This window comes from Silvanigrella paludirubra (assembly GCF_009208775.1).
In the GTDB taxonomy this organism is placed as follows: Bacteria; Bdellovibrionota_B; Oligoflexia; order Silvanigrellales; family Silvanigrellaceae; genus Silvanigrella; species Silvanigrella paludirubra.
On the sequence record NZ_WFLM01000001.1, the window covers coordinates 952,000 to 977,453 of the forward strand.

Annotated in this window: 19 protein-coding genes; 10 read left to right on the forward strand and 9 right to left on the reverse strand. The window is 29.5% G+C overall.

What is annotated here, in order from left to right:
• Positions 1-91: 91 nt before the first annotated feature.
• The 4 genes from GCL60_RS04240 to betB all read left to right on the forward strand — a co-directional run bounded on the left by GCL60_RS04240 (position 92) and on the right by betB (position 4,430).
• Positions 92-1,033, forward strand: a complete 942-nt coding sequence (locus tag GCL60_RS04240) for a response regulator (protein ID WP_153418625.1) — start codon at positions 92-94, stop codon at positions 1,031-1,033.
• 2 nt (positions 1,034-1,035) lie between these two features.
• Positions 1,036-2,052: a glycoside hydrolase family 18 protein gene (locus tag GCL60_RS04245; RefSeq protein WP_153418626.1), complete on the forward strand. Its 1,017-nt coding sequence runs from the start codon at positions 1,036-1,038 to the stop codon at positions 2,050-2,052.
• Positions 2,053-2,055: 3 nt separating this feature from the next.
• Positions 2,056-2,811 (forward strand): substrate-binding periplasmic protein, encoded by a 756-nt coding sequence (locus tag GCL60_RS04250; protein WP_153418627.1) that lies wholly within the window; start codon positions 2,056-2,058, stop codon positions 2,809-2,811.
• 218 nt (positions 2,812-3,029) lie between these two features.
• On the forward strand, positions 3,030-4,430 hold the full coding sequence (gene betB, locus GCL60_RS04255) for a betaine-aldehyde dehydrogenase (protein ID WP_153418628.1): 1,401 nt from the start codon (positions 3,030-3,032) through the stop codon (positions 4,428-4,430).
• A 3-nt stretch (positions 4,431-4,433) separates the two neighbouring features.
• On the opposite strand, the gene murJ is transcribed toward betB, so the two are convergent.
• Entirely contained in the window at positions 4,434-6,095 is a 1,662-nt protein-coding gene (gene murJ, locus GCL60_RS04260) for a murein biosynthesis integral membrane protein MurJ (RefSeq protein WP_153418629.1), read from the reverse strand.
• Between the two features lie 143 nt (positions 6,096-6,238).
• Between murJ and alaS the strand changes: the two genes are divergently transcribed.
• Positions 6,239-8,989, forward strand: a complete 2,751-nt coding sequence (gene alaS / locus GCL60_RS04265) for an alanine--tRNA ligase (protein ID WP_153418630.1) — start codon at positions 6,239-6,241, stop codon at positions 8,987-8,989.
• A 70-nt stretch (positions 8,990-9,059) separates the two neighbouring features.
• Here alaS and GCL60_RS04270 read toward each other — a convergent pair whose 3' ends face one another.
• Together GCL60_RS04270 and GCL60_RS04275 are read right to left on the reverse strand one after the other, a co-directional pair.
• Positions 9,060-9,827 (reverse strand): transporter substrate-binding domain-containing protein, encoded by a 768-nt coding sequence (locus GCL60_RS04270; protein WP_153418631.1) that lies wholly within the window; start codon positions 9,825-9,827, stop codon positions 9,060-9,062.
• 122 nt (positions 9,828-9,949) lie between these two features.
• Positions 9,950-10,558, reverse strand: coding sequence for a GNAT family N-acetyltransferase (locus GCL60_RS04275; RefSeq protein WP_153418632.1), 609 nt, complete (start codon positions 10,556-10,558; stop codon positions 9,950-9,952).
• Positions 10,559-11,452: 894 nt separating this feature from the next.
• Between GCL60_RS04275 and GCL60_RS04280 the strand changes: the two genes are divergently transcribed.
• Entirely contained in the window at positions 11,453-13,069 is a 1,617-nt protein-coding gene (locus GCL60_RS04280; protein WP_153418633.1) for an APC family permease, read from the forward strand.
• On the opposite strand, the gene GCL60_RS04285 is transcribed toward GCL60_RS04280, so the two are convergent.
• The 5 genes from GCL60_RS04285 to GCL60_RS04305 form a co-directional block, all read right to left on the reverse strand.
• Entirely contained in the window at positions 13,066-14,127 is a 1,062-nt protein-coding gene (locus GCL60_RS04285) for an N-acetylmuramoyl-L-alanine amidase (RefSeq protein ID WP_153418634.1), read from the reverse strand. The genes GCL60_RS04280 and GCL60_RS04285 overlap by 4 nt on opposite strands.
• Positions 14,128-14,614: 487 nt before the next feature.
• The gene (locus tag GCL60_RS04290) at positions 14,615-15,118 is read right to left on the reverse strand and encodes a DUF3575 domain-containing protein (RefSeq protein WP_161998073.1); all 504 of its coding nucleotides are present in this window, start codon (positions 15,116-15,118) and stop codon (positions 14,615-14,617) included.
• 1 nt (position 15,119) lies between these two features.
• A complete protein-coding gene (locus GCL60_RS04295; protein WP_153418636.1) occupies positions 15,120-16,028 on the reverse strand; it encodes a hypothetical protein in 909 nt (302 codons plus the stop codon).
• Positions 16,029-16,049: 21 nt separating this feature from the next.
• Entirely contained in the window at positions 16,050-16,889 is an 840-nt protein-coding gene (locus GCL60_RS04300) for an HDOD domain-containing protein (protein WP_161998074.1), read from the reverse strand.
• A gap of 17 nt (positions 16,890-16,906) precedes the next feature.
• Positions 16,907-18,022 (reverse strand): hypothetical protein, encoded by a 1,116-nt coding sequence (locus GCL60_RS04305; protein WP_153418638.1) that lies wholly within the window; start codon positions 18,020-18,022, stop codon positions 16,907-16,909.
• 34 nt (positions 18,023-18,056) lie between these two features.
• Here GCL60_RS04305 and GCL60_RS04310 point away from each other — a divergent pair, with 34 nt between their 5' ends.
• From GCL60_RS04310 to GCL60_RS04325, 4 genes are all read left to right on the forward strand, one after another.
• The gene (locus tag GCL60_RS04310) at positions 18,057-20,129 is read left to right on the forward strand and encodes an ATP-binding cassette domain-containing protein (RefSeq protein WP_153418639.1); all 2,073 of its coding nucleotides are present in this window, start codon (positions 18,057-18,059) and stop codon (positions 20,127-20,129) included.
• Complete coding sequence (locus GCL60_RS04315) at positions 20,116-21,939, forward strand: ATP-binding cassette domain-containing protein (protein WP_153418640.1); 1,824 nt, start codon at positions 20,116-20,118, stop codon at positions 21,937-21,939. Before GCL60_RS04310 ends, GCL60_RS04315 begins: the two co-directional genes overlap by 14 nt.
• Positions 21,940-21,962: 23 nt before the next feature.
• Positions 21,963-23,585 carry a phosphoglycerate dehydrogenase gene (gene serA / locus GCL60_RS04320; protein ID WP_153418641.1) on the forward strand — a complete coding sequence of 541 codons (1,623 nt, stop codon included), beginning with the start codon at positions 21,963-21,965 and terminating at the stop codon, positions 23,583-23,585.
• Between the two features lie 83 nt (positions 23,586-23,668).
• Positions 23,669-24,385, forward strand: a complete 717-nt coding sequence (locus GCL60_RS04325) for a zinc ribbon domain-containing protein (RefSeq protein ID WP_161998075.1) — start codon at positions 23,669-23,671, stop codon at positions 24,383-24,385.
• A gap of 352 nt (positions 24,386-24,737) precedes the next feature.
• On the opposite strand, the gene GCL60_RS04330 is transcribed toward GCL60_RS04325, so the two are convergent.
• Positions 24,738-25,187, reverse strand: a complete 450-nt coding sequence (locus GCL60_RS04330) for an RICIN domain-containing protein (protein WP_153418643.1) — start codon at positions 25,185-25,187, stop codon at positions 24,738-24,740.
• Positions 25,188-25,454 lie beyond the last annotated feature (267 nt).

The window sequence follows — 25,454 nt, forward strand, 5'->3', positions numbered from 1 at the left end:
ATTATGGTAAAAATTTTCCTATGATCAGCTTCTTGACCTTATAACGCTTTGAATATTTTGATAAAATATATTTACAATTAAGGAAACGCAAATGAGTGAGCTGAACAACACAGAAAATATTGAAAATAAAGAAATAAAACAAGAAGAACAAACAAAACCTATTAAAAAGAAAATTCTCTATATTGACGACGATGAAGTTTCACAAAAAATCATTTCGAAAGCCCTGTCAAAACATTTTGATGTTGTTAGCGAATTGTCTGGAACTAATGCCATGGTTTTAGCCGACAAGGAAAATCCAAATTTAATTTTACTAGATTTAAATATGCCCAATGTAGATGGGTTTGAAATTTTAACTTTTTTAAGAAATCACCCAATTCTATCATCAATTCCTATTATTTGCGTAAGTGGTGATAAAGAAGAAGCAACTCGAAGAAGAGCGAATGAATTAGGTGCTTCAAAATACATGCCAAAGCCTATTGATATTTTGCAAATTTCTAATGATGTCAAAAATCTATTAAATACATTAAATAATAGAATTTCTAGTAATGATAAGCGTATACAAATTTTTATTGGATTTAATTCTGTAGAAAAAGATTTAACTTTGCATAAAGATATTTTAGATGAATATAATAAAGGTGAGAATATATTAATACTTTCAATTCAGGATGGCGCTTCCTTTTTTAAAAATTTAAATATTCCAAATGATTCCTTTGAACTGGGACGTGTTGTTTATTTGCAAATTAAACCTTCCTTAATTTCACGTCTTCCTTATTTAGAAGAACTCTCTTCGGTCATTTTTGATATCAAACGAATGCTAAGTTTTGAATTATCTAGCTTTACCGTTTTTTTTGATGGACCCGATGTTTTATTTAATATGAATGATATTACACAATCAACGTCTATGTTAATATTAGTTGCAAATTCATTTTCTGCTCAGTTTAAAAACATTTATTACTATACTAAGACAAATCAAAATCAAAAAATGTCTGCAAATATTAACACAATGGCAAAAATATTAATAGGAAATTACTAAAAATGAGTCCCATTTTAAAAATATTTAGGATTCTATTTTACAATATTACATTTATTATTACTTGTTTTAATTCATTTTCGTTAGAAAATAATTCATATAATTATTCTGATATAAATTTTAACTTTAGCCCTTATTCTCAAATAACTGAATATGATTTAGGTGAAAAAAGTAATTCCATAATTGAAATTTCAAAAATAAGTAAAATGAATTTTTTTATTTTTGCTTTTATTCAAGATGCTGGTAATTGTAATCCATCATGGGATGGTGATAAAAATAGTTTAATTCAGTCCGATTATATTTTAAATTATTTTAAAAATATTAAAGATAGCAATATTCAATTTAAAATTTCACTTGGCGGTGCAGATGGAAAAGATCTTTCTATTGGATGCAAAACAACAGATGATCTTTTACATTCTTATGAAAAAATATTAAATTTTTATCATCCAATTGGACTTGACTTTGACATAGAAGGAAAATTTCTTAATAATAAAAAATCATTAGATAAAATATTAAATACTTTAGAATTATTACAAAATAAAAATAAAATTTTAAAAATTACATTTACTCTTCCTATTATGCCAGAAGGTTTTTCAAAAAATGAAAAATATTTTATTCAAAAAGCTAAATTAAAAAATATAAATTTTAATATAAATATTTTAGCTATGAACTATTCTGATAAATTAAACAAAAATATGTTTAAATATACAGTTAAAGCAACTTTAAATGCTTTTAAATTTCTAAAAAGTATTTATTCCAAAAAGCAAGAATCAGAAATATGGAGTTTAATCGAGATCACCCCTATGATTGGTGTTAATGACATTAAAACAGAAATTTTTACTTTGGATGATGCAAAAAAATTAAACAATTTTGCAATTAATAAAAAAATAGGCGGAATTCATTATTGGTCATTAGAAAGAGATAAGCCATGTAAAAAAGGAAAATTTAGCAAAAATTGCTCAGGAATTCCTGAACAAAAAAATTATGAATTTTTAGAAATTTTAAATAAAAAGGAAAAGTAATTTATGAAAAATATTAAAATAAAATTGATATTATTCTATCTCATAATTCCTATTCAATTTCATAGATATATTCTTGCTGAATCAAATATTGATATAAATATTTCAGATAATGTTCCTCCTCAATCGGGGTATAACATTTTAAATAAGCTTGAAGGACTAATCATCGATTTATCTGTAAATATTTTTAAAAATTATTCTTTTTCTGCTTTTCCGTTAGCTAGAGCTTTGGAAGAAACTAAAAATAAAAAAAACTCACTTATTTTTATTTCACGTAATACTTCTAGAGAAAATGAATATCAATGGATATCTCCTATTTATATCACTCCTGTTTTTATTTATACAAGAAAAGGATGGATCAAAAAAAATGGAGTAAACATAAATAGATTAAGCTCTATTGGTGTTATTAATGGTTCTTCATTAATTCTAACATTAAATGAAAAAAAATATATGGGTGAAATTTCTACTGTTACAAGTAACGAACAAAATTTAAAAAAATTACTAAATGAACGAATTGACGGTTGGATTGAAGGAAGCATTATTGCTGAGTATATAATAAAAAAAGAAAATTTAAATGTTTTAAGCTTTGACAAAATTGGACCTATTTTGAATAATAAAACTTGGATAGCAACTTCAAAAAAATCAGATAAAGAATTTATATCAGCAGTATCATTAAAAATAAATAAATTTAGAACAAGTCAATTATATAATGAAATTTTAAATAAATACTCTGCGCAACCTATTGATTATGGGAATGATTAAAATAGCTAAAATTAATTATTAATAAACAATTTTAAAAGAATATTTTAAAGTTTAAATTATAATATTTTTAAATTTTTAAAATATATAAAAAAAAGAAAATGAAGTGGAATTTTAAAAAAATAATTTCAATCTCTTTCGTTTTTTTATATTTCTTTTTATATCCTTTCAATTTCTTTTGTGTTATTTAATTTTAGAATTTTTACACGAAAGGAAGTACCATGCAAAAAACATTTTCTAATTACTCTCCCTCAACTGGTAAAAAAATCTGTGATGTTGAAATAACTCAAAATTACGAGATTGAAAGTGCAATTCAAAAAGCTAAAATAGGTTTTAAAATATGGAAAAATAGAAGCGGTTTTGAACGCGCTAAAATACTTTCAAAAGCAGCACAAATTATTCGAAGCCGTTACCATGAACTTGCTCAACTTGAAGTGATTGATACAGGAAAACCAATAAAAGAAGCTCTTGAAACTGATATTCCAAGTTCTGCCGATGTTCTTGAATATTATGCAGGAGTAGCACCTACCATTCGAGGCGATTATATCCAATTAGAAAAATCTTTTGCCTATACACGCAGAGAACCCATTGGAATTTGTGCAGGTATTGGGGCTTGGAATTATCCATTTCAAATTGCCTGCTGGAAATCAGCTCCCGCATTAGCAAGTGGAAATGTGATGCTTTTTAAACCCTCTGAACTCACCCCAATGTCTGCAAGTCGTCTAGCTGAAATCTATCTTGAAGCAGGAATTCCTGAAGGAGTTTTTCAAGTTATTCAAGGTGGAAAAGAAGTTGGTGAGTATTTATCTTTGCATCCAGAAATAAATAAAATTTCTTTGACAGGGTCTTATGCAACTGGAAAAAAGATTATGGAAAATGCTGCTCACAATTTAAAACAAGTGAGTTTAGAGCTTGGAGGTAAATCTCCTCTTATTATTTTTGATGACTATGATATTGAAAAAGCTGCAGATATCGCTATCCTTGCTAATTTTTATACACAAGGTGAAGTTTGTAGCAACGGAACAAGGGTTTTTGTTCATCATAAAATTAAAAATAAATTTATAGAATGTTTACTTAATAAAGTCTCTAAAATAAAAATAGGAGACCCCTTTGATCATAGCACACAAATGGGCTCTCTCATAAGCAGAGATCATCTTCATAAAGTAATGTCTTACATTGAAAAAGGAATTCAAGAAGGCGCTAAACTTATTTATGGTGGAAAACAACCTGAATGGAGCCCAAGCGAAAGTCATTTCTCTAATGGAAACTTTATTCAACCAACTATTTTTACAGATTGTCATGATGAAATGACAATTGTTAAAGAAGAAATTTTTGGTCCTGTTATGTCTATTTTAGATTTTAAAGATGAGAGAGAAGTAATTGAAAGAGCAAATCACACTAAATATGGATTAGGAGCAGGAGTAATTACAAACGATTTAACAAGAGCACACCGAATTATTGAAAATCTTCAAGCGGGAATGTGTTGGATTAATAATTATAATATTAGCCCTGTAGAAATTCCATTTGGTGGCTTTAAAGCTTCTGGTTTTGGAAAAGAAAATGGTTTAGCTGCAATTGAAAATTACACTCAATTGAAAACGGTTTATGTTCAAATGGAATAAAATTTATTTTAAAATCTTTTTTCTTATTTTAACTAATAATCTTTTTAAATTTACAGGCCCAAAGTAATAAACTAATATATAGCTTATTAAAATAAATATAAAACCACCAACACTTAAAATCAAAAGATTCGTTACAAAATTTAATTTTACAGAAAATATATTACTAAATTTTTCCCATAAATTTTTTGATAAAAATATTCCAAAAATTCCAAATAAATAAGCAAAAAAGGCAAATAAAAATATTTTTAGTTGGAATTTTTTACCACCTTCTAAATAGGGATTATCACCAAAATATTTCTTTTGATAAATCTTTTTTAAAAAGAAGTAGTTCATAAAAAAATCAATTGCGGTTGCAGTACTAAATGAAAGACCCAATCCAATAATCCCAAACTTAGGTGCTAAAATAGAACTTAATGAAGCATTTATAATTAAATAAACAAAAGCATTATATACAATTTGTTTTGTTGAATTAATTGCATAAAAAGCATTTAACACAACTTTTGAACCAGCACTAAAAATAATTCCTATGGAATAAGCACATACAGCAATTGAGTTTTGTATTGTATCATGCATTGCTACTTTACCATGCTGAAATAAAACAGCATAAAAAGGAACAATAAATAAAGCAAAACAAGCTGTCGTTAATGCAGCTAACCAGAGTGAAGTATCCATACTCTCTGTTAGCAAACTTGAAAACTTTTTATTTTGACCATCATGAATTGCTTTTGTTAAAACAGGATGAGCAGCAAATCCCGTTGCAACGCCAAATAAACCAATAGGAACTTGAATGATCATCATTGCTGTTACTATATAACTTAACACGCCAGCTCCGATTTGTATGGCGTAAAATGTATTTATCATTAATGCTATAATTAAAGCACCCTGAGCAATTGTCCTTGGAATCATTAATATTAAAACTTCATGCAAAGGCTTATATTTAAACCAATCTTTTAAATTAAAATTAGGAAAACCAATGTAGCCTAATTTATATAATGGAATAAATTGATAAATCATTTGAAATAAAACACCCAGCATAGCTCCTATTGCAACACCATAAATAGGATTGATTCCATACATAATAAAAATGGGAGAGCATAACGCGCACCCAATAATTCCAACATTTAAAAATGCAGAGCCATTCATAGCCCGAAAAGTCTGCCCTAAAATAGATAAAATTGCCATAGCCACAGCATTTAACATGGTAAATGGTAAATAAAATGCAAGTATTTTAAATAAAAAAGAAGCGAGTTCTAAACCACCCGAATTTTTAAATTCATCACTCATAAATAAATTCATAAATGGTTTAGAAAAAATAGCACCTAAAATAGCTAATGAAAAAGTAACAAAACAAAAAAATCCAAGAACAATTTTAATTAATTTTAATTCTGCTTCTTTTCCTTTTGCTTTTTCATCTATTAATACTTTTACAAATGCTGCAGAAAGAGCGCCATCAGCAAGGAGATCTCTTAATCCATTTGGAAAACGAAATGCTGTATTAAAAGCATCTAGTGATACACCAATACCAAAAGTGGCATTCACAACCGCTGTTCTAACAACACCAGAAGCCCTAGAAAATAGAACACCTAACATAGCTCCAAAGCTTGCTTTCCCTAATTTTTCTGAATCACTTATCAAAGATGTGTCTTGTCTATTTTTATCACCCATATATTCGTATTTCCTTAAACTTGCTTATTGCTATCAAACAAAGGGCATTCTATATGTTATCTAAGCTCGGTAACTCCGTACGCTATGATATTACATTATCCGTAACTAATTTTTTGCAAACGTGGTAGGCATCTGGAGATTTTATGAAGACAAACGACATCCGCCGAAAATTTATTCAATTCTTTGAATCGAAACAACATACCTATGTTCCCAGTGCCTCCACAATTCCCATTGGTGATCAAACCATTCTTTTTACAATTGCTGGAATGACTCAATTTAAATCCTGCTTAACAGGTGAAGAAGTTCGTCCCTATAAAAGAGCAACGAATGCGCAAAAATGCATTCGTGTTGGTGACCTTGATGATGTTGGCAAAGATGGTCGCCACTGTACCATGTTTGAAATGTTAGGATCATGGAGTTTTGGAGATTATTATAAAAAAGAAGCCATTCAATGGGCGTATGAATTTTCAAAAGACGAACTTAAATTAGATATGTCCCGTTTTTGGGCGACCGTCCATCATTCCGATGATGAGGCCTTTGCGATTTGGCGCACCATGGGCGTTCCTGAAAATAGAATAGTTCGACTTGGTGATAAAGATAATTTTTGGGCTATGGGTCCAACTGGTCCTTGCGGACCTTGTTCTGAACTTTATTTAGATCAAGGAGAGCATGTAGGACAATGTTATGAAAAAGGTCTAAAATGTTCTGGTCCTGGTTGCGATTGTGACCGTTATCTTGAATTTTGGAACCTTGTTTTTATGCAATATAATCGCCAAGAAGATGGTACTTTACTTGATCTACCAATGAAAAGTGTAGATACAGGCTGCGGTCTTGAAAGATTAACCGCCTTGATACAAGGGAAAACCTCTAACTTTGATATAGATTTATTTACAAAAATAAAAGAAAAAATAATTCATACTGCCGGTATAAAATCGCCAGTGAATGACATTTCTTCTCAATTAAAAGTAAGTTGTAACGTTATAGCAGATCACATTCGTTTACTTACTTTTACATTAGGAGATGGTGCTAATTTTTCTAATGAAGGGCGTGGTTATGTATTACGGAGAGTGTTACGTCGTGCCGTTCGTCATGTAGGCAAACTTGCTCCAAACTGGCCAAAAGATAAATCTTTTTTAGAGAATATTGTTGCTACTGTTATTGATGAAATGGGTGAATTTTATCCAGAAATTATTCAAAATAAGGCTCGCATTGAAGACGCTATTCGCAATGAAGAGCTTCGCTTTAATAGTACTCTTGAAAGTGGTCTTACTAAATTTCAGCATTTTATTGAAGAAGCAAAATTAAAAAATAAAAAAATTCTTTCTGGAGAAAATGTATTTATTTTGCATGATAGTTTCGGATTTCCTTCCGATTTAACTCAAATTTTATGTGAAGAATTAGGATTTAAAGCTGATTTAGAAGGCTTTAAAAAACACATGCAAGAGCAAAAAGAAAGAAGCCGTGCAGAAGCAAAATTTTATAAATTTGATCAAGATGATTCCACTTGGATTGAGTTTCATCCTGCAAATCCTTTATCCGATAAAAAATTTGCTGGCTACAACCTTGTCTTTAACAATACATTTAAAGACAATCATGAAATTATTGAATCCCCTATTCCTTTTCAAAATATTAAAAAAGTACGCCAATTAAAAAATAAAATGTTTGAAATTGTTATTGCGGAAACTCCTTTTTATCCAGAAGGTGGTGGACAGGTTTCAGACACAGGTTGGTTTATTACATTAAATAATAGTGGAAAAAATGAATTTGAAGTTGTTGATGTCCGTAAATCTTTAAATAATATTGTCCATTTATTAAAGCATGTTGAATTTAGTGCAGAAGAAGCAAAACCATTAGATCAAAAAGAGCTTTCAAATTTATTTGGACACAATTCTAAAGTAACAGCAATTGTTGATTTTACTTTACGCCAAGCAACAATGCGAAACCATACGGCAACTCACTTAGCACATAAAGCTTTACAAGTAGTTTTAGGAGAGAATGTTCGCCAAGCAGGATCTTTAGTAAATCCTCATGTTTTACGTTTTGATTTTTCACATAATAAAGCTATGACTCAAGATGAAATTGATGAAGTAGAAAAAATAGTAAATTATCAAATATTAAAAAATGTCCTTGTTGAAACCCATGAATCCGTTCCTTTAACAAAAGCAAAAGAAATGGGTGCAATAGCTATGTTTGATGAAAAATATGATGATCATGTTCGCATGCTTAACGTACCAGGTTTTTCCTTAGAGTTGTGCGGAGGAACTCATGTTTCAGCAACAGGCAATATTGGTTTATTTAAAATCATTTCTGAAGGAAGTGTAACAAGTGGTGTTCGAAGAATTGAAGCCGTTACAGGAAATAATGCTTTTGAATATTTAAAAAAATTAAAAGATCAATTGGCTACAGCTTCGGAAATGCTAAAATGCTCCGATAATGAAATTGCCCATAAAATTCAATTATTAAAAGATCACGCAAAAGAACAAGATAAGCATATTTCAACACTACAAAGTCGTTTAGTGAATACACAAATATCAGGTCTTATGTCGAACGCAAAAGATATTGGAAATGATCTTAAATTAATTTTAGTAATTCTTGATGCAACTGACGTTAAAGAAATGGAACTTCTTTGTGATAGGCTTAAAGAAAAAAATAATACGATTGCGATAATTGCTTCGAACTCAGAAGGAAGAGCTCATATTATGGTTGCGATTAATCCAAATATCTTAAAACAATTTAAAAAATTATCTGCTGGTAGTATTGTAAAGCAATTGTCTGAATTAGTTGATGGAAAAGGTGGCGGACGCCCCGATTTTGCAAGAGGTGGTGGCACAAGTATAGACAAATTAGCAGGCGCTTTGTCTAAAGCTGAAAATATTATTCATACTATGATCTAAAAATTTGTTTAATTAAATAATACAAAATATTTAAATGAAATTAGAAAAAGCATTTCTTATAATCTTTTAACTAATTGCATTTAAATTTTAAATAATAATCTTGCATTTTATTTATTGTATTCTTTTTGTTTTTTAAAAACTCATTAAATAATTTAATAAATTTTGGGTACTTTGATGTTGAAATATAATAATAGCCACTGTTATTAGGTAATTTATTACTAAATAAAACTAGATTGCTCTTTTTTAATTTTTGAGTTTTACATATCATAACAAATTTACTTAAATATACAGCATCTAATCTTTTTCTTAAAAGCTTTTCTAAAAGCGAGTTTACATTAAATGACTCCTCAACAATAATGTTTCCACTATTTATTTTTTCTTCATATCCTATTGGAGAAAAACCAGCTAAAATTCCAATTGATTTTAAATTATTAATATTTAGATTTTTATTTTCATTTAATACAAATGCACCATCTGTATATTCTAAAATTGGGTCACTGTAAAAAATTTTTTTTTGAGCTTCAACTTTTTGTTCTTTGTTCCACAATGGGTTATCAGGAAACTTAGCGTCAAGATTAGAATTTTTTAATAAAAATTCAATATATAACCTTTTAACAGGTCTAGGATTAAAAATAATTTCATATTCATTTTGAGATTTATTAAACAATCGAAATATATCAGCAGATAATCCTTCGTAGTCTTTTAGTTGATTGTCTTCAAAATCAAATGTGCCATATATAGGATAATAGTTAATATCTTCAACACCTAATTGAATGGTTTGTAAACTATAAGACTTTATATGAAAAAAAAATAATATAAGTAAAATAATTCTAATCATTATAAGCCTCCCTTATTATTTTACACAAATAAAACAAATTCAATATATATTATAAATAATCATTCATTCTGTGCAATATAGAACTTAAAATTTTATTTGTAATAAATTAAATATATAAAAACTTATTTTTTTGGACTGCGATACATAGCATAATGTTCTGTATTAGATTTAGGCAATAAAGTAACGTTTTTTAATTCGAATCCATGCTTCTCATAAAAAGCAATATTATTGGGATTATGAGTTTCAAGATAACAATATTCATTTCTTTGATCTATAAAATCAAGAATTGGTTTCAACATTTTTGTACCATAACTTTTTCCTTGATATTCTTTATGTACTCCAATAGAAAATAAATACCAATGGTCATGAATTGCAATTTCATTTCTCACTTTTAATGCATGATTTTCATATGTATTCATTCTAAAAATTGTTTTAATAGGAATAGAAAGCCCACCTGACAAAATAAAATCCCAAATAGAAATATTTTTTTTAGTTGGCGGCATCCATACACTAACACCTTCCATACTTTTACTTGTTGATAAAGCATGTCCAAAATACAGTCCAGACTTCACAACTTGCTTATGAATTTGAAAGGCAATTTCAGGGTGATATTCATTTGAATTTAAAATATATCGCAAACAAGGATCGTGTTCAAAAGCAGAGGTAAGTGTATTTGTAGCTATTTCAATGTCAGACTTAGATAACAAATTTAATAATTTAATTTCTTTCATAGAAACCAGTTTAATTCCTTAATTTAAAAAACTCATCTTTGAAAATTATCTCGGTTTTTAATTTGAAATAATTAAATTAATTTCTAATATGGATTGACATTATATAGAACTTCAAAGCTAAATTTATAAGCAAAAAATTACCAGATGAATAAGCTTTACATTGCATTCTTAGCATTTCACACTCTCACCATTTTATTTATGCGATACGATTGGTCACTAACTGCTCTTTCTGTTGATTCTAGCATGGAACATTAAAAAATTAAGCATTTCTATTATTATGACCCAAAAGATTTCGATTGATTATTATATTGCAAAATTCAAAAAAGTTGTTAAATTATATCTTATAGTTAAGACAAATGACTATTTTGTTATAATTGGCCATAATCTTTTACAGTAAATAAAAAAGCTCTAAATGACTCTGGAATAAAATTGCGGGATTCAATAACATTTAATGACTTGTATTTGGACAAAAAAGCTTTAAAAGAATAAGTCTAATTTTAATTTAGTTTAAAGTTTTATAATTTAGATAAATTAATTTATAAGTACAATCAAAAAATTATGAAATTCATATTTTTTTTAAAAAGATAAAATTTTTTTATAATATAATAAAAAAACATTTTTTATAGATAATTTTATTGTGTTTATAACAACCCATAATCTAATAGTGTAATTTTTTTGAGCAAAATGAAAATTCTTTGAATTGATTAGCCCCAAAAAAAAGCACATAATATTTTAAGGCATAAAAGGATAAGTTTAATTAATTTGACTAACCAGCAATAAAGAAATAAATGGAGATGGTAAATAAATATTCGGATTTCTCAATGGGTAGCTTCTATTGCTGCTTTTAAGATTCCAATTCATAAAATTTTTTAACTTCGAAAGGTAATAAACACCATGAAACTTAAACGAAGTATTGGTTTATTTGGCATTATTTGTGCCAGTCTTGGTGGGATGGTTGGCTCAGGCTGGCTATTTGGTTCTTTATATGCTGCTCAAATGGCTGGACCTGCATCCATGATCTCATGGCTCATTGGCGGCGTAAGTATTATGTTTCTTGCTTTAACATTTGCTGAATTAAGTGCCATGTTCCCAATCTCAGGGGGGGTAGCAGCCTTTCCTATCTTTACACATGGTAAATTAGTTGGGTTTATTCTTACTTGGATTACTTGGATTACCTATGTTGTTTCTATCTCGCAAGAGGTTCAATCTACCATCTTATATATGGGGAATAAATTCCCCTCACTGATTCAAAAAGTAGATGGGGTAAATGTTTTTACAACTTATGGTTATCTCATCTGTTTTGTCACAATGCTCATTTTAATTCTATTAAATAGTTTTGGAGCTAAATTTTTAGCTAATGCTAATAATTTTATAAGTATGTGGAAACTTTTAGTCCCTTTTGCTGTTGTATTTTTATTCTTAATCACACGACACAATTTTGGAAATATGGGATTAACAACAGATTCCGCGCATGAGTTCGCTCCTTATGGTGTAAATGGAATCTTTTCTGCCGTAGCACTCGCTGGTGTCGTTTACTCATTTTGTGGATTTCAACACGCAGCTTTATTAGCAGGCGAATCTAAACGCCCACAAAGAGACATTCCTCTTGCTCTTATTTTATCAATCTTAATTTGTATTGCTCTTTATTGCGGTCTTCAATACGCATTTATTACAGCTTTACCTGAAACTGCTTTAGCAAATGGATATCATAATTTATCTTTTGCTGGAGATGCAGGCCCTCTTGCTGGTTTAGCGGCAACACTTGGAATTGTCTGGCTAGTTACTGTTTTATATGTTGATGCTATTATTTCACCACTTGGAACAGGTGTTTTATATGTTGCTTCGAGTGCTCGTATTGTTCAGACAATGAGTCAATCTGGAAATTCCCCAAAGTTTTTTGCAAAAATAGCAAAATCGGGAATACCAATGAGAGCTATCTTTTTAAACCTAGCTGTTTCCATGTTGGCATTTTTACCGTTTAGTGGCTGGAAAGCTATTGTTTCCTTTTTATCCTCAGCGCTCGTTTTCTCTTTTGCAGTTGGCCCAATTTGTTTGATAGCACTTAGAAAACAACAACCAGAAAGAAAAAGACCATTTAGTTTACCATTTTATAAAGTAGTTTCTTTTATCGCTTTCTTTGTTTGTAACCTAATGATCTACTGGTCTGGTTGGGATGTTGTTTGGAAACTTGGTGTTACTGTTATTACAGGTTTTGTTGTTTTTGTTATCTCTAATTACTTAAGCAGAAACACAATTGATCCTGAACATGTTGCTACAAAACTAGATTACAAATGTTCTATTTGGCTTCTACCCTATATGGCTATTTTTTGTATCCTATCCTACTACAGTTCTTTTACAGGTGGACAAAAAGTAATACCAATTGGTTGGGACTTTTTAATTATTGCACTATTTAGTTTATTTATATTTTATTTAGCTTTGAAAATGTGTTTACCAAAAGAAGAGTCTGATAAAAATACAGCTTCTTTACTTGCTAAAAAAGGAACAAATTAATAGCCACAAGAAGATTTTGCTCTGTTAGGATATTTTATTAACAGAGCTTGAATGGTTGCTAATATTCTTTTGTTATCAATCTTTTTATTTGATAAATAATCCTCTGGTAAAAAATGCATCAAAAACGCATCAATTGCATTATTAGATAATGTTGTATCAAACCAAGCTGTTGTATAATTATTTCCGTAGTTATTTAAAATATCCAATAAATCTAATCTTGTAAATGGAATATTTTTCCAACTTTTAATTTTGCTATTTGGCAAATTAAATTCAGGATAAATATGAATTGTTAACTTATTTTCTATATATTTATTCGTAAAATTAGGATTTCTATTATCATAACCAAGTTCATATAATCTCGATTGTATTGTTAAATCTGAAATATTACCTGATATATTTGCTTGAATTAAATTAAGTTGTTTTTCTATTTCTTGCTCTGTAACCCAAGCACCAACCCCCTTTTCAGCTAATTTTTTCCACGGAAAATAAGGGCCTGGATCTAATTTTCTTCCAATAGCAATATCGGAATGACCCACAATGCACAATGGATCTATTTTATACCTTTGCTGAATATCCTTACCTAAATTTACAATCATTTTTATTTGATCATCCGTAAATTGAAACCATATTTTTTCGACTTTTGGACATTGATCACTTTGAGGATTATTTTTACATTTGTATCCAAGACCAACGATTTCAACGCCTACGGAAGTATCATTCAAATCAGTTCTTCTTTTCCATGAACTAATTCCTGCATGATAGGAGCGCTTATCTTCAGCAACTAATTTATAAATCGAATTCCCCGATTCTGGAATTAACCAGTGGGCACTAACCCCACCTTTTTTAAGAACTTCTAATGATTTTTCTTGACTTAATGCTGTATAATGAAAAACTAAAGAACTTATTCTATCATTTAATCCCTTTGATGGGGCATCTATTATTTCATATTTACGATCCACTAAAAAATCAGATGTGGACTCTTGTTTATTATTGCTATTTTTACCACAACTTGCAACAAATATAGACATTACAGAAAATAAAAAAACGCTTTTTTTCATTTGATATTAGATCCTTATAATTATTTTTATTTAAATGATATAATAAACACCAAGAGGTAGCTTCATTAATTCAGCCAAAATAAATTATATATTTAATTTTAAATAATACAAATTAAATAAAAATAAATTTAATAGCTATAATTTTCTACAATTATATTATTGTTTTGCAGATTAATTAAACAAATAACAAGAATATATTAAGGTCAAAATTCGACACCATAAATAGCAATTACACAATTAATTTTATTCAAATTAAAAAAAAAATATACAATTATTAATAATAAATATATCTACGTTAATCAATTTTAATATTTTAATTATTTTTTAATGCAAATCAGACATATTTTAAAATTATATTTCTAATTATTCTGCTTTATTAATTTATAAAAATGCAACCATTTAATTTCTTGGATTATCCTATATAAGTTTTGAAAAAGGTTTCATTCAAATGAATTTGAATTATTATATAAAAAAAATTGAATGATTTTTAGAATAAATAAACAAAAGAAAGCTCAGGACTTATTTGTACATCTCCATACATATATCCAACCATTACACCAAGTAGCATGTCTAACTTTTTAGTCATTGACCAACGGTATCCAGGAATGACGCCTCCGATAGGATCCGTATAATTATTAGAGCTACCTGAGTTATTGTTAACTTGAACAGACTCAAAGCCCCCAAAAACTCCTAGATAAAAGCCGCTTTTATAAAGTGGAGAGAAAAAATAATTCATTCTTACTTGAGTTTGCCATCCAGTTACCTTTGGATCAACACTGCGTGTATCAAAATAAGTTCCATTAATTCCAATCTGAACCCTTGAAGTTAAAAATGATGAAACTCCTAAAGAGTAAATTCCAAAGATAGGACCCAATAAATTTAATGAAAATCCTATATTTGGAGGAGGAGAAGCTTCCTCTTCTACTGCGTATAAATTAAATGAATATGAAATAAATAATAATAAAATGGCTACTAAACATCTCCGTTTCATTTTATTCTCCATATTTTTCAATTTTTGTCATTAAAATAGATGTTTCTTTATTTGGTTTAAATACTCCATCTTTTAATTGAAATATCAAAAGATACATACCATTTAACTTATTTTCATTACAACCAACAATCTCAAGATTGGATTGAAAGATAGTGTCTTTCATTTTTATGGGTATTTCAATAGCTCCTTGTAATGCTGTTTCACATTTTAAACCCCTAGGCATATGTATTGAAAAAAGATTTTGCTGCGTCATATTATTTTTTTGAAATTGAAAAGAAAATAGCTCTTGTTTTATTTCGTCATTCTTTAAAATAGTTCTTCTTGCTACAAAAATAAAACGCCCATTTTCTTCAAAAAATTCTAAAGGTTCTTTATCAAATTGAATGTTATTATAAACCGAAACTCTTTGCCAGCCCCCAAATCCCTTACGAATTAAAATTGCGGAACCACTTTGATCTGAACGATAGCAACCATTCATAAATATGATCGCCTCTTCTTCCTCTTTTTTTAAAATAAATCCTCTGGTTTCGGAAATATATTTAAATTGATTCTCTTTCATTTCGTTAATTAAATATTTTGGACAAAATTCACAGCCTGTAAATAAATCAGCAAATTTTTCAGTAACTTCTTTTCCACAAATGGGAGCGTAAATTTCTGCATTCGTAAAATGATGCAAATTAGGAATGATTATTTTTTCTTTTAAAGGTGGTTCTTCTTCTTTTTTTACTGGTTTTTTAACAACTTCAGCTACATGAATATATTTTTTTAAAAATGGGTAATATACTACTATTTTTTCTTTTCCTAAATCTATTAAGTTTTTAAAATCTTTTGGAAAAAAGTAATACAGAGCCCCTGCTGCAATTAAACTTGGCAATATTAAAATGAATAAAAATAAAATTAATTTTTTCATATACACAAGATTTTTCTAAAATTAAAAAAACTGAAGTTGTTGTGTAGCTTGTTTTACAACTTTTGCAACATCTTGACTATTTATTCCTAATTTATCTAATTCTACTGTATTTACCCTTGTATCTCTTGTATAATTTGTAAAAGCATTTCCAAAACGATGCGCGATTGTATCCGACAAGCTGATTAAGTTTATCGCTTTATTTTGTTCACTTGTTAATTTTTTGGGTCTAAAATTTTCCTCTGTATGATGATATTTAATGATTAAAATGACTGAAGCTGGTAATTGCCATTTTTCAAGTAAAACTTCACCTAATATTTCATGGGATTCTAATTTTAAATTTTTTTCCGCTGTATTAAAATCAATTTTATCTCTTAAACACCTCTCCGTTATTTGTTTCATTAAGGCTTTATCTGAAATTGCTCTTACCAATAATCCTACATCGTGCAATAAACCCGCAACAAGGAGATCTGATAATTGTGCAGCATTTACTAACTTTCCAAGCTCAAAAGCAATTTGTGAAACCCAAGAGCAGTGTTTTGTAAATGATTTTACATTAAAAAAGTCTATAGCATCAAATTCAAATAATTTTTCAATAGAATATTTAATTAAAATTTGCATAAGCGAGCTTAGCCCAATTCTTGTTACACCAACTTTTAAATCACTTGTGGGTTGTCCCATTGAATATAAAGTGGAATTGGCTAATTTTAAAATGCTTGAAGTGATTCCTGCATCTTTTTGAGCCAAAGAAGCCAATTTAGAGATATCAGCTTCGCTGCTGTACATTTGAGAAAGACATTCTCTAACGGCATCGGGGATAGACGGAAGTTTAATATCTTTTTGCGAATTTGTTTCATTACTCATATTTAAGAAGATCTCCATTATTGAAGAAACTTAACCCAATTTTGCTCTAAATCCATTGCAGATGCACAATAAGCACTCATCTGAAAAGGAGCTCCCCATTCAAACAAAGAAGATAATGGCAATGGCTCCATACCATGCGCAAGACACATATCTTTAAAGTCAACAGGTTTATCATCACGATAAATCAAATTATGAAGCTCACACTTTAGTAATAGAATAGGGTAAAATAGATTTGATTCCAACCAGTAGTATCTCCCTCTTTTGGCTGTTCCATTTGCTAACAAAAAAACCCTTTCCGCATTTAAAGCACTTTTTTCAGATAAAAATAAACTATCCGTTATTTTTTGAGAAAAAACTTGCTCACCTTTATTCTCCTTTTCTACTTCATTTGTCTCATATATAGCATCTACAATATGTTGTAGTTCATGAATAACTAAAGCAGCTTCAAATAAATCAAAATCATTTTTCTTAGATAAAAAAATATGATTTTTATGGCCAATTCCAACTACAGAAAAAAATCTATCAATTTTATCAATAATATGAATTTCATAATCGGGTTTTAGGTTTTTCCCAAAAAAATAATCTTCTATTTCTTGTAAAGAAAACTTTTTATTAGAAAGACTACCTAATGGTGATAAAATTGGTTTCCAATTCGTTAATATTAAATTAAATATTTCATCAATTAAATTTTTTGAAACTCCATAAATATTTTCCAAAAAATATTTTAAAAATTGAATTATTGAATTTTGATCATTTTTTAATGAAAATCCCCAAATATCAGCTAATACTTTTAATGTATCAAAATGCCATAATGGTTTCATATATATAGATTTATAATTTTTATTTTTATTAAAATTAACTTTTTCTAAAGAATTTTTTAATAGAAATAAATCTGTTTTATCCCTTTGTGAGATATGATTTTTTTGCCAATTTTTACAAATCCAACTATAATACCGCTCCGTAATCAATTGAAAATTATTTTCATTGGGATTGATTATTTTCATATATTGGTTTATTACTGTCTGAGAAGCAATCATTTTTTGTAAAAAACAATGTTCATAATGGTCAATACAACCAAGCTCAGCTTTTGAGGTAAGTTTTGAAATCTCATTTAAATTAAAAAACAAATTCACAAAAATTCTCCTAATAACATTTTGAGGCCGAACTTTGAACCAAAACAAAACATCACTTTGGCAAAAATTATCTTTTTCAGATGTAACCCCTTTAATGAAAAAACTGGGGAAAAGAGCTACTCAAAAAAGCGATCTAAATTCAATTGATTATGTAAACAAAACTCTAGATAATAAAGATAACTATCCTGAGTTTAAAGTAGCAATTCCATTATTAAGACAATCTCCTTTTCGCTCTCTTTTAACATTTGAAAAAAAACAATTTATTTTTATGTTTTTTATTCACGTAAGCGATGTGATAGCATCCTTAATTTCTGCTTTAACGGCAATTCAACTTTTAAGAAGTTTTGAAAGTTCATCTGAAAATTTCCGATTAATAAGTTTATTCTATCAGAACCCTTCGCTAAATGAAACTTTCCATTTTGCAATCATACTTGCCTTAATTATTTTTTTGCTTAATGTTTTAGCAGCAAGCCTTCATGCGCAAAAAATTGAAAAAGAGATGCTTCTTTCTTGGAGAATTCCTTTCAAACTAATGCAATATATTTATACACATTTACTATTTATAAGTAAAAAGGATAGAGCCACTTTTCAAACAGGCGATATCACCAATATGGCACAAAACGACGCACGTTTTTTAGGAAATTACCTAGCACATGGAATGGTAGATATTCCTGTTTTAATGGCTTCATGCGTTTTTGTGATGATTGTCATGATCGCAACCATTGGAAATATTGCGTGGCTTGGTTTTGCAATTGTGTTAATGCAAATTCCCATAAACTTATTTTTTACTTGGATTGGAAATAAACTACATCATGAAATGATGCGAAGAGGCGATAGAAGGTTACAGCTTGTAACAGAATGGGTACAAGGAATGCGTCTTGTACGCTATTTTGGTTGGGGCAATCATTTTAGAAATGAAATCAATCAGGCAACCTTATCCGAATATAAACAAGATTTAAAAATTACGGCAAAATATTGCTCAGCCTTTGCGATTACACACAATTGGTGGATGGTTGTCAGTAGCGCAATTTTTGCAGGAATTGTTTATTTTAATGGAAACAAACAAGCATCCACTATTTTTGCAGCCATTTGGCTTGCAGGTATTTTAGGGCAACAAATTACTCCGTTACCTTGGTTTGTAAATGCCTGGTCACAAGCAGTAGTCGCTTCAAAAAGGCTTCAAAAATTTTATTTATCTAGAACTCAAACCGAGGAATTTTTACCAAAAAATATAATAAATTATGATGAAGAAACAAATATTTTAATAGATAAAATAATAAATAAAAAGGAAAAATATAAAATTTCAATTTCTTTTCAAATTGAAAATATTTCACTTCGTTTTTCTGAAAATGAGCCTTATGTCCTTCAAAATATTTCATTTGAAATCCCAGAAAATAAAATAATTGCCATTGTTGGACCAGTAGCTTCAGGAAAATCATTATTAATTCAAATCATTATGGGAGATATTATTCCCACATCTGGTAATGTATATTTTAATTTAAAAATAAATATAAATAATGAAATTAAATCAATAACAGGAAATGTTCATACTGAGACTGGAATTCAATTATTACGAGCTATACAAAGTTATGTACCTCAAGAAGCTTTTATCATGAGTAGCACAATTCGTGAAAATATTCCTCTAAAATACAAACAAGATAATCATTCTTATGTAAATGATAGCGAAATTATTAATTCATTATATGTGGCAAGTTTTAAAACAGATCTAAAGCAACTAGATAATGGTCTAGATACCGAAATAGGAGAACGGGGCGTTAACTTATCTGGCGGTCAAAAACAAAGAGTGAGTTTATCAAGAAGTGCATTTGCGAATTCATCTTTTATTATTTTAGATGATCCTTTAAGTGCAGTAGATGTTAAAACAGAAAAAGAACTCGTCCAAAATATATTTTTAGGTGAGTGGGGTTATCAAAAAACGATAATTTGGGCTACTCATAGATTAGAATTTTTAAATCATTCTCATTCTATTATTTTCATTGATTCCGGAAAATTACTAGAACAAGGAAAATATAGCGATCTTATTAAAAATCAAAATTCAAGATTAAATCAATTTTTATTAGGTTTAAATAATTATGGAAAACACTAATACTTTTATTTCTAAAGAAAAAAGACAAGAAGGATCAATAGGATTTGAACTATTTGCAAGGTATTTAAATTCCATGCAAGGTATCAAAATTTTTGCTCCTATTATTTTTACATTAGTTTTTATTGCAAGCTTTGCAGAAAGCGCTTTTCGTTATATAGTTTCTTTATGGGTTGATAATTGTACGACCATTTCTTGCCAAAGCTCATATAGCATTATTAATCAAACAAAAACTTGGTTACAAAATGCTAATCCTAATGAAATAACAATTTTCTTTTTTGGATTCTGTTTAGTTACTATTATTATTAGAGCTTTAGATTGGTTGATACTTATAGGTTTTTTATCCAATGGCGCAAGAGTTTTGCATGACCAAATGGTAGAAAGTTTTTCAAATGTTCGTGTTACTTTTATGGATGAAAATCCATCTGGTAGATTAATTAGAAGATTTAGCGGAGATTATATTCAAGCCAAAGATGAAATTCCAAATATTTTTGCTGATATGTTTAGTACATTTATAGAACTTATAATCATTACAATCATAGTTTTAATTCAAGCTCCTTTTGCTATTTTTTCAATTATTCCTTGTGGATTTTTTTACTATAAAATTCAAAAAATATTTAAAGCATCATCTAGAGAAATTCAAAGATATACAAAAATATTAGAAACACCTATTTGGAGTTTATTTTCTGAATCTGTAGTAGGTTATCAGACCATTAGAGCATATGGAAAAACAAACGAGTTTATTCAACAATTAGTTTTAATTTCTCAAGATTTTGCCAAAGCAACACTTTTACAAAGCAGAATTTTACGTTGGCTTAACTTAAGATTAAAAGTTACTTCCGAATTTTTTACTTTAACAATTACAATTATAGCAATTTATTTTGTTACGATCGGAAAAATTGGGGTAGGTCAAGCCGGATTTTTAATGAGTTTAACAATTGGGCTAGATTCAATAATGCAATGGCTAACAAGAAGTTTATCTATGATAGAATCAAAAATGGTTAGTATTGAAAGAATTATTGAATATAAAAATTTACCTTCAGAGCATAAAATAAATGAAATATCTTTAAAAAATACAACTAAAAACTGGCCTAACCAAGGTGAAGTCATAATTAAAAATTTAGTTTCATCTTACCGTGAAGATTTACCTATAATTATAAATAATTTAAATATTACTTTTCAAGCAGGAAAAAAAATAGGAATTATTGGAAGAACGGGTGCTGGTAAAAGTACTTTATTTCAAGCATTTTATCGAATGATCTATTTTCACTCGGGTGAAATTATTGTAGACGGTATTGATATTACCAAAATTCCATTAGAAGACGCACGCTCAATTTTTGCCATTGTTCCACAAGAGCCACATCTTTTTTCTGGTACCTTAAAATATAATTTAGATAGGACTCATAAATTCACAGACGATCAAATTTGGAAGGCATTAAAAGAAGTTCAGTTATCCCAATACATTGAATCTTTACCTGGAAAATTAAATTATGAAATAGCAGAAAAGGGAGGAAATTTTTCTGTAGGACAAAGACAACTTTTATGCATGGCTAGAGCTATATTAAGTAATGCTAAAATAATTCTTATGGACGAAGCAACAGCCAGTGTTGACTTAGAAACAGAAAATTTAATTCAAGAGGCTATCAAAAAAGTCTTCACAAACAAAACAACCATTGTTATAGCTCATAGATTGGACACCTTAAAATCCGCTGACTACGTTGCCTTACTTGGCAATGGCAAACTCCTAGATTATGGTGTCCCAGACAATGTGCTCTCAAAATTAGGTGAGGGTCTTCATTCACATTTAACTTAAAAATATCATAGGAATAAGCAAAAATGGATAAGTCCGTAAAGATCCTGATAACAGGAAAGCTCCATGAAGTCGCTCTTAATTTACTCAATAACCAGCCACTGGAGTTGTCTGTTACTGAATCCCTTAATATTGTTTATCTCCCAGATGCGCCAAGAGATGTTATTTTAAAAGAAATTGAAGACACAAATGTGTTAATCAGCCGCTCTGAAACAGATGTTGATGCCACATTATTAAGAGCAGGAAAAAATTTACGAATTGTTGCACGGGCAGCGGTTGGATATGGAAATATAGACTGCGATCTTGCTACAGAATTAGGAATTCTAGTTGTAAATACCCCAGGGAAAAATACAAACTCAGCAGCAGAACTAACAATAGGTCTATTATTATCTTTACTCAGAAAAATACCTGCAGCTCATTCCAGTACAAGTGAAGGTGGATGGAATCGTCACCATTTTACTGGTACAGAGCTTGGTGGAAAAACAATTGGCATTGTTGGCTTGGGTAATGTAGGGCATCGAGTTGCAAAGTTTGCCAAAGGTTTTGATATGAATGTCATTGCTTATGACCCTTATATTTCAGATGAAGTTTTTCGCAGAAATTCTACGGAGCGTAAAAATACTTTAGAAGAATTACTTGCAGAATCAGATGTTTTATCCATTCATGTTCCTTTAAATAAAGAAACAAAAGGAATGATTACAGAAGTTGAATTAAAAAAAATGCGTAAAGGCTCTTACGTATTGAATGCAGCGCGCGGTGGTATTATTACTGAAAAAGGTCTACTAAAAACACTAAATGAGGGTTATATCGCTGGTGCTGGTATTGATACTTTTGATAATGAACCCAAACCGTTAAAAGAACTTATTTCTCATCCAAATGTAATCGTGACTCCTCATATAGGGGCAAGTACTCTTGAAGCCCAATACCGCATTGGTGAAACCATTGCAATTCAAGTATTAAAGGCTTTACGTGGTGAAATAGTCGATTATCCTGTTAACTTACCACATGTTTCTTTACTTGGCTCAGGTGATCTTCGCAAAATTTCTGTATTAACTGAAAAAACGGCTCATGTTGCTGCGCAAATTTTTGATTTTCACCCTTCTTTAATTAAATTAAATGTGAAAGCGGGTCTTAGTAAAGAAGATCTCCAAATTCTTAAACTGTCATGTATAAAAGGCTTTCTGTCCCATGCATCAGATGAATTTGTTTCTTATGTTAATGCCGAACGTTTATTAAGCCGTCGCGGAATTCAAATTGAAGTTAACTTAAATAACTCCACTTCATCTAAAAATGAAATTCTTTTGGAAGTATTTGGTAGCAATGCAAATGAAAAAATATCTGTTGGCGCTGTCTTATACGATGGTCAGCTAGAAAGACTATGTTCTATTAATGACTTTCTATTTGAAATCGAACCAAATGGTGATTTAATCATTATGCAAAATCATGATAGACCTGGTGTTATTGGAGATGTAGGTTCTTATCTTGCAAAACATAATGTCAATATTGCTCAATTTGAGTTATCTAGAAACCGTAGAGGCGGTATGGCTATGAGTTTAATCCGCATTGACGGAGAACTTGAAAGCGAAGTCATCTCTGGTCTCCGTAAACTTCCAAATTTAATATCAGCAAGATTAGTAAGTGGCCTTTAATTGCTTATCTAAGGCGTTGAAAATTAAATAACGCTATGATAAGAAAAGAAGTTGCCATATTTTGTCCCAAAAGGAGATTCCCTTTGAATCCAAGTTATGAAATCATTGAACAATTATACAGACTCGATATTGACTCAGGACTTGTTACGCAAGATCAAAGAGCAGCTCAAAAAGAACTCTCTGAACTTGCTAAAAAATCCCGCATTAGCGAAGAAATCATTGCAAAAACACGAACTGACATGTCTTTCAATGAAGCGGAACTCCGTCGTTTATATAAAAAATTAGACGATCTTGAAGAACGTAAAGCAGAGCGTTCTGCTCGCCTTTTTGCGGCCAAAAACGATGATGACCACAGAAGTTTAAAACGTGAGTTAGATCATGTTGAGCGCGAAATTCGTGATACGCAAAGGAAAGCAGACGATACAGAAAGCCGTATTGAGCATTCCAAATCTTTATTTCAAAAAGCAGAAGCAGAACTATCCGCATCGACAAGTGCTTCTGAAGGCGAAAGAAAAAAAGCTCAAGAAGCTGAAAATAATTCAGCTGGGCGTTTAAACGAAATTAATAAAGTCCGTGACTCCTATTTATCTCGTCTTGATGACCGTATTGCGCAACATTATATCCGTGTTGCTAAAATCACGCGAAGCCCTAATGGTCCAATTTGTCGCGTTGTTGAAAGAGCATGCGGTAATTGCCGCATTGGTTTATCCCCACAAATTTTAAATAATATTGTGCGCGGTAAATCAGTTGAATTTTGCCCTAATTGCTCACATGTTCTATTGCCAAACGCAACAAATTAATTTGTTATTTAAAAAGTAACATAAATAGAACTCACTTAGATTAAAAAATTTAAAATGATATAATTTATCGTTTTAAATTTTTTTTTCATTTATAAGCTCAAATATATTAATGATAAATCAAATAATATTCATAGAAAATATTAAAACTATTTTATTCATAAACTAATTTTTTTTATATCATATTTTTGATTTTAGATGTTATTTTTCATATTGGATGAGATTTAGGCCGAAATCAAATCAATAATTATTCCAAAGAGGATATCCATTAAATATAGAACAAACTCTATGGAAATTTATAAGCTAATAACTTCAAATTCAATCGTTTAAAAATTTGTAATAACAATACTTTAAATTAATTAGCAAGCCACCATTTTTGTTGTGGTTGATTGACGCAATCCCAAATTTGAACAGGCGTACCGTTATTTGAATTCGCTGAACGAACATCAAGACATCTTCCCGCAAGGCCAAGAAAAGAGTTGTCAATAAAACCCCAATTTTGTGCTGGAGTTCCATTACAATCCCATATTTGTACCGGTGTTCCATTAGATGTAATTGCATATTGAACATCGAGACATTTTCCACCAATACCAATCACACGGCCTCTATCAAAGTACCAATTTTGCGCATCAGAACCGTTACAATCCCAAAGTTGAACAGGTGTTCCGTTAGCTGTATTAGAAAATCTTACATCCAGACATTTTCCATCTAGCCCATGAATCGAAAAAGCATTTGCTACTAGAGATATAGGAAGTAATGCGCAAGAAAGTGCAATTTTTCTTAATAATCTACTTTTGTTAAACATGTGAGATCTCCTCTTTAAAATTTAATGAACGTGAGCTTGGGGACACTAGATTTATATTTGTTTCCAATCAATGAAAGAAAAACGTCATATATTTGACTTATTGATTTTTAATTAGATTTTATGCATTTAATTTTGATTATATATGTAATTGGAATCAGTGACAGATATTGAACTAAATTTTATATTATCAATCTTTACAGGTATATTTGAGATTAATGAATTTTCATTTCCTGTATTATTACCCCAACAATAAGCTGAATTATCAAG

What these genes read in the sequence shown, in the direction of transcription:
- GCL60_RS04240 (WP_153418625.1), top strand. Translation starts at nt 92, where the DNA reads ATGAGTGAGCTGAACAACACAGAAAATATTGAAAATAAAGAAATAAAA.
- GCL60_RS04245 (WP_153418626.1), top strand. Translation starts at nt 1,036, where the DNA reads ATGAGTCCCATTTTAAAAATATTTAGGATTCTATTTTACAATATTACA.
- GCL60_RS04250 (WP_153418627.1), top strand. Translation starts at nt 2,056, where the DNA reads ATGAAAAATATTAAAATAAAATTGATATTATTCTATCTCATAATTCCT.
- betB (WP_153418628.1), top strand. Translation starts at nt 3,030, where the DNA reads ATGCAAAAAACATTTTCTAATTACTCTCCCTCAACTGGTAAAAAAATC.
- murJ (WP_153418629.1), bottom strand. Translation starts at nt 6,095, where the DNA reads ATGGGTGATAAAAATAGACAAGACACATCTTTGATAAGTGATTCAGAA.
- alaS (WP_153418630.1), top strand. Translation starts at nt 6,239, where the DNA reads ATGAAGACAAACGACATCCGCCGAAAATTTATTCAATTCTTTGAATCG.
- GCL60_RS04270 (WP_153418631.1), bottom strand. Translation starts at nt 9,827, where the DNA reads ATGATTAGAATTATTTTACTTATATTATTTTTTTTTCATATAAAGTCT.
- GCL60_RS04275 (WP_153418632.1), bottom strand. Translation starts at nt 10,558, where the DNA reads ATGAAAGAAATTAAATTATTAAATTTGTTATCTAAGTCTGACATTGAA.
- GCL60_RS04280 (WP_153418633.1), top strand. Translation starts at nt 11,453, where the DNA reads ATGAAACTTAAACGAAGTATTGGTTTATTTGGCATTATTTGTGCCAGT.
- GCL60_RS04285 (WP_153418634.1), bottom strand. Translation starts at nt 14,127, where the DNA reads ATGAAAAAAAGCGTTTTTTTATTTTCTGTAATGTCTATATTTGTTGCA.
- GCL60_RS04290 (WP_161998073.1), bottom strand. Translation starts at nt 15,118, where the DNA reads ATGAAACGGAGATGTTTAGTAGCCATTTTATTATTATTTATTTCATAT.
- GCL60_RS04295 (WP_153418636.1), bottom strand. Translation starts at nt 16,028, where the DNA reads ATGAAAAAATTAATTTTATTTTTATTCATTTTAATATTGCCAAGTTTA.
- GCL60_RS04300 (WP_161998074.1), bottom strand. Translation starts at nt 16,889, where the DNA reads ATGAGTAATGAAACAAATTCGCAAAAAGATATTAAACTTCCGTCTATC.
- GCL60_RS04315 (WP_153418640.1), top strand. Translation starts at nt 20,116, where the DNA reads ATGGAAAACACTAATACTTTTATTTCTAAAGAAAAAAGACAAGAAGGA.
- serA (WP_153418641.1), top strand. Translation starts at nt 21,963, where the DNA reads ATGGATAAGTCCGTAAAGATCCTGATAACAGGAAAGCTCCATGAAGTC.
- GCL60_RS04330 (WP_153418643.1), bottom strand. Translation starts at nt 25,187, where the DNA reads ATGTTTAACAAAAGTAGATTATTAAGAAAAATTGCACTTTCTTGCGCA.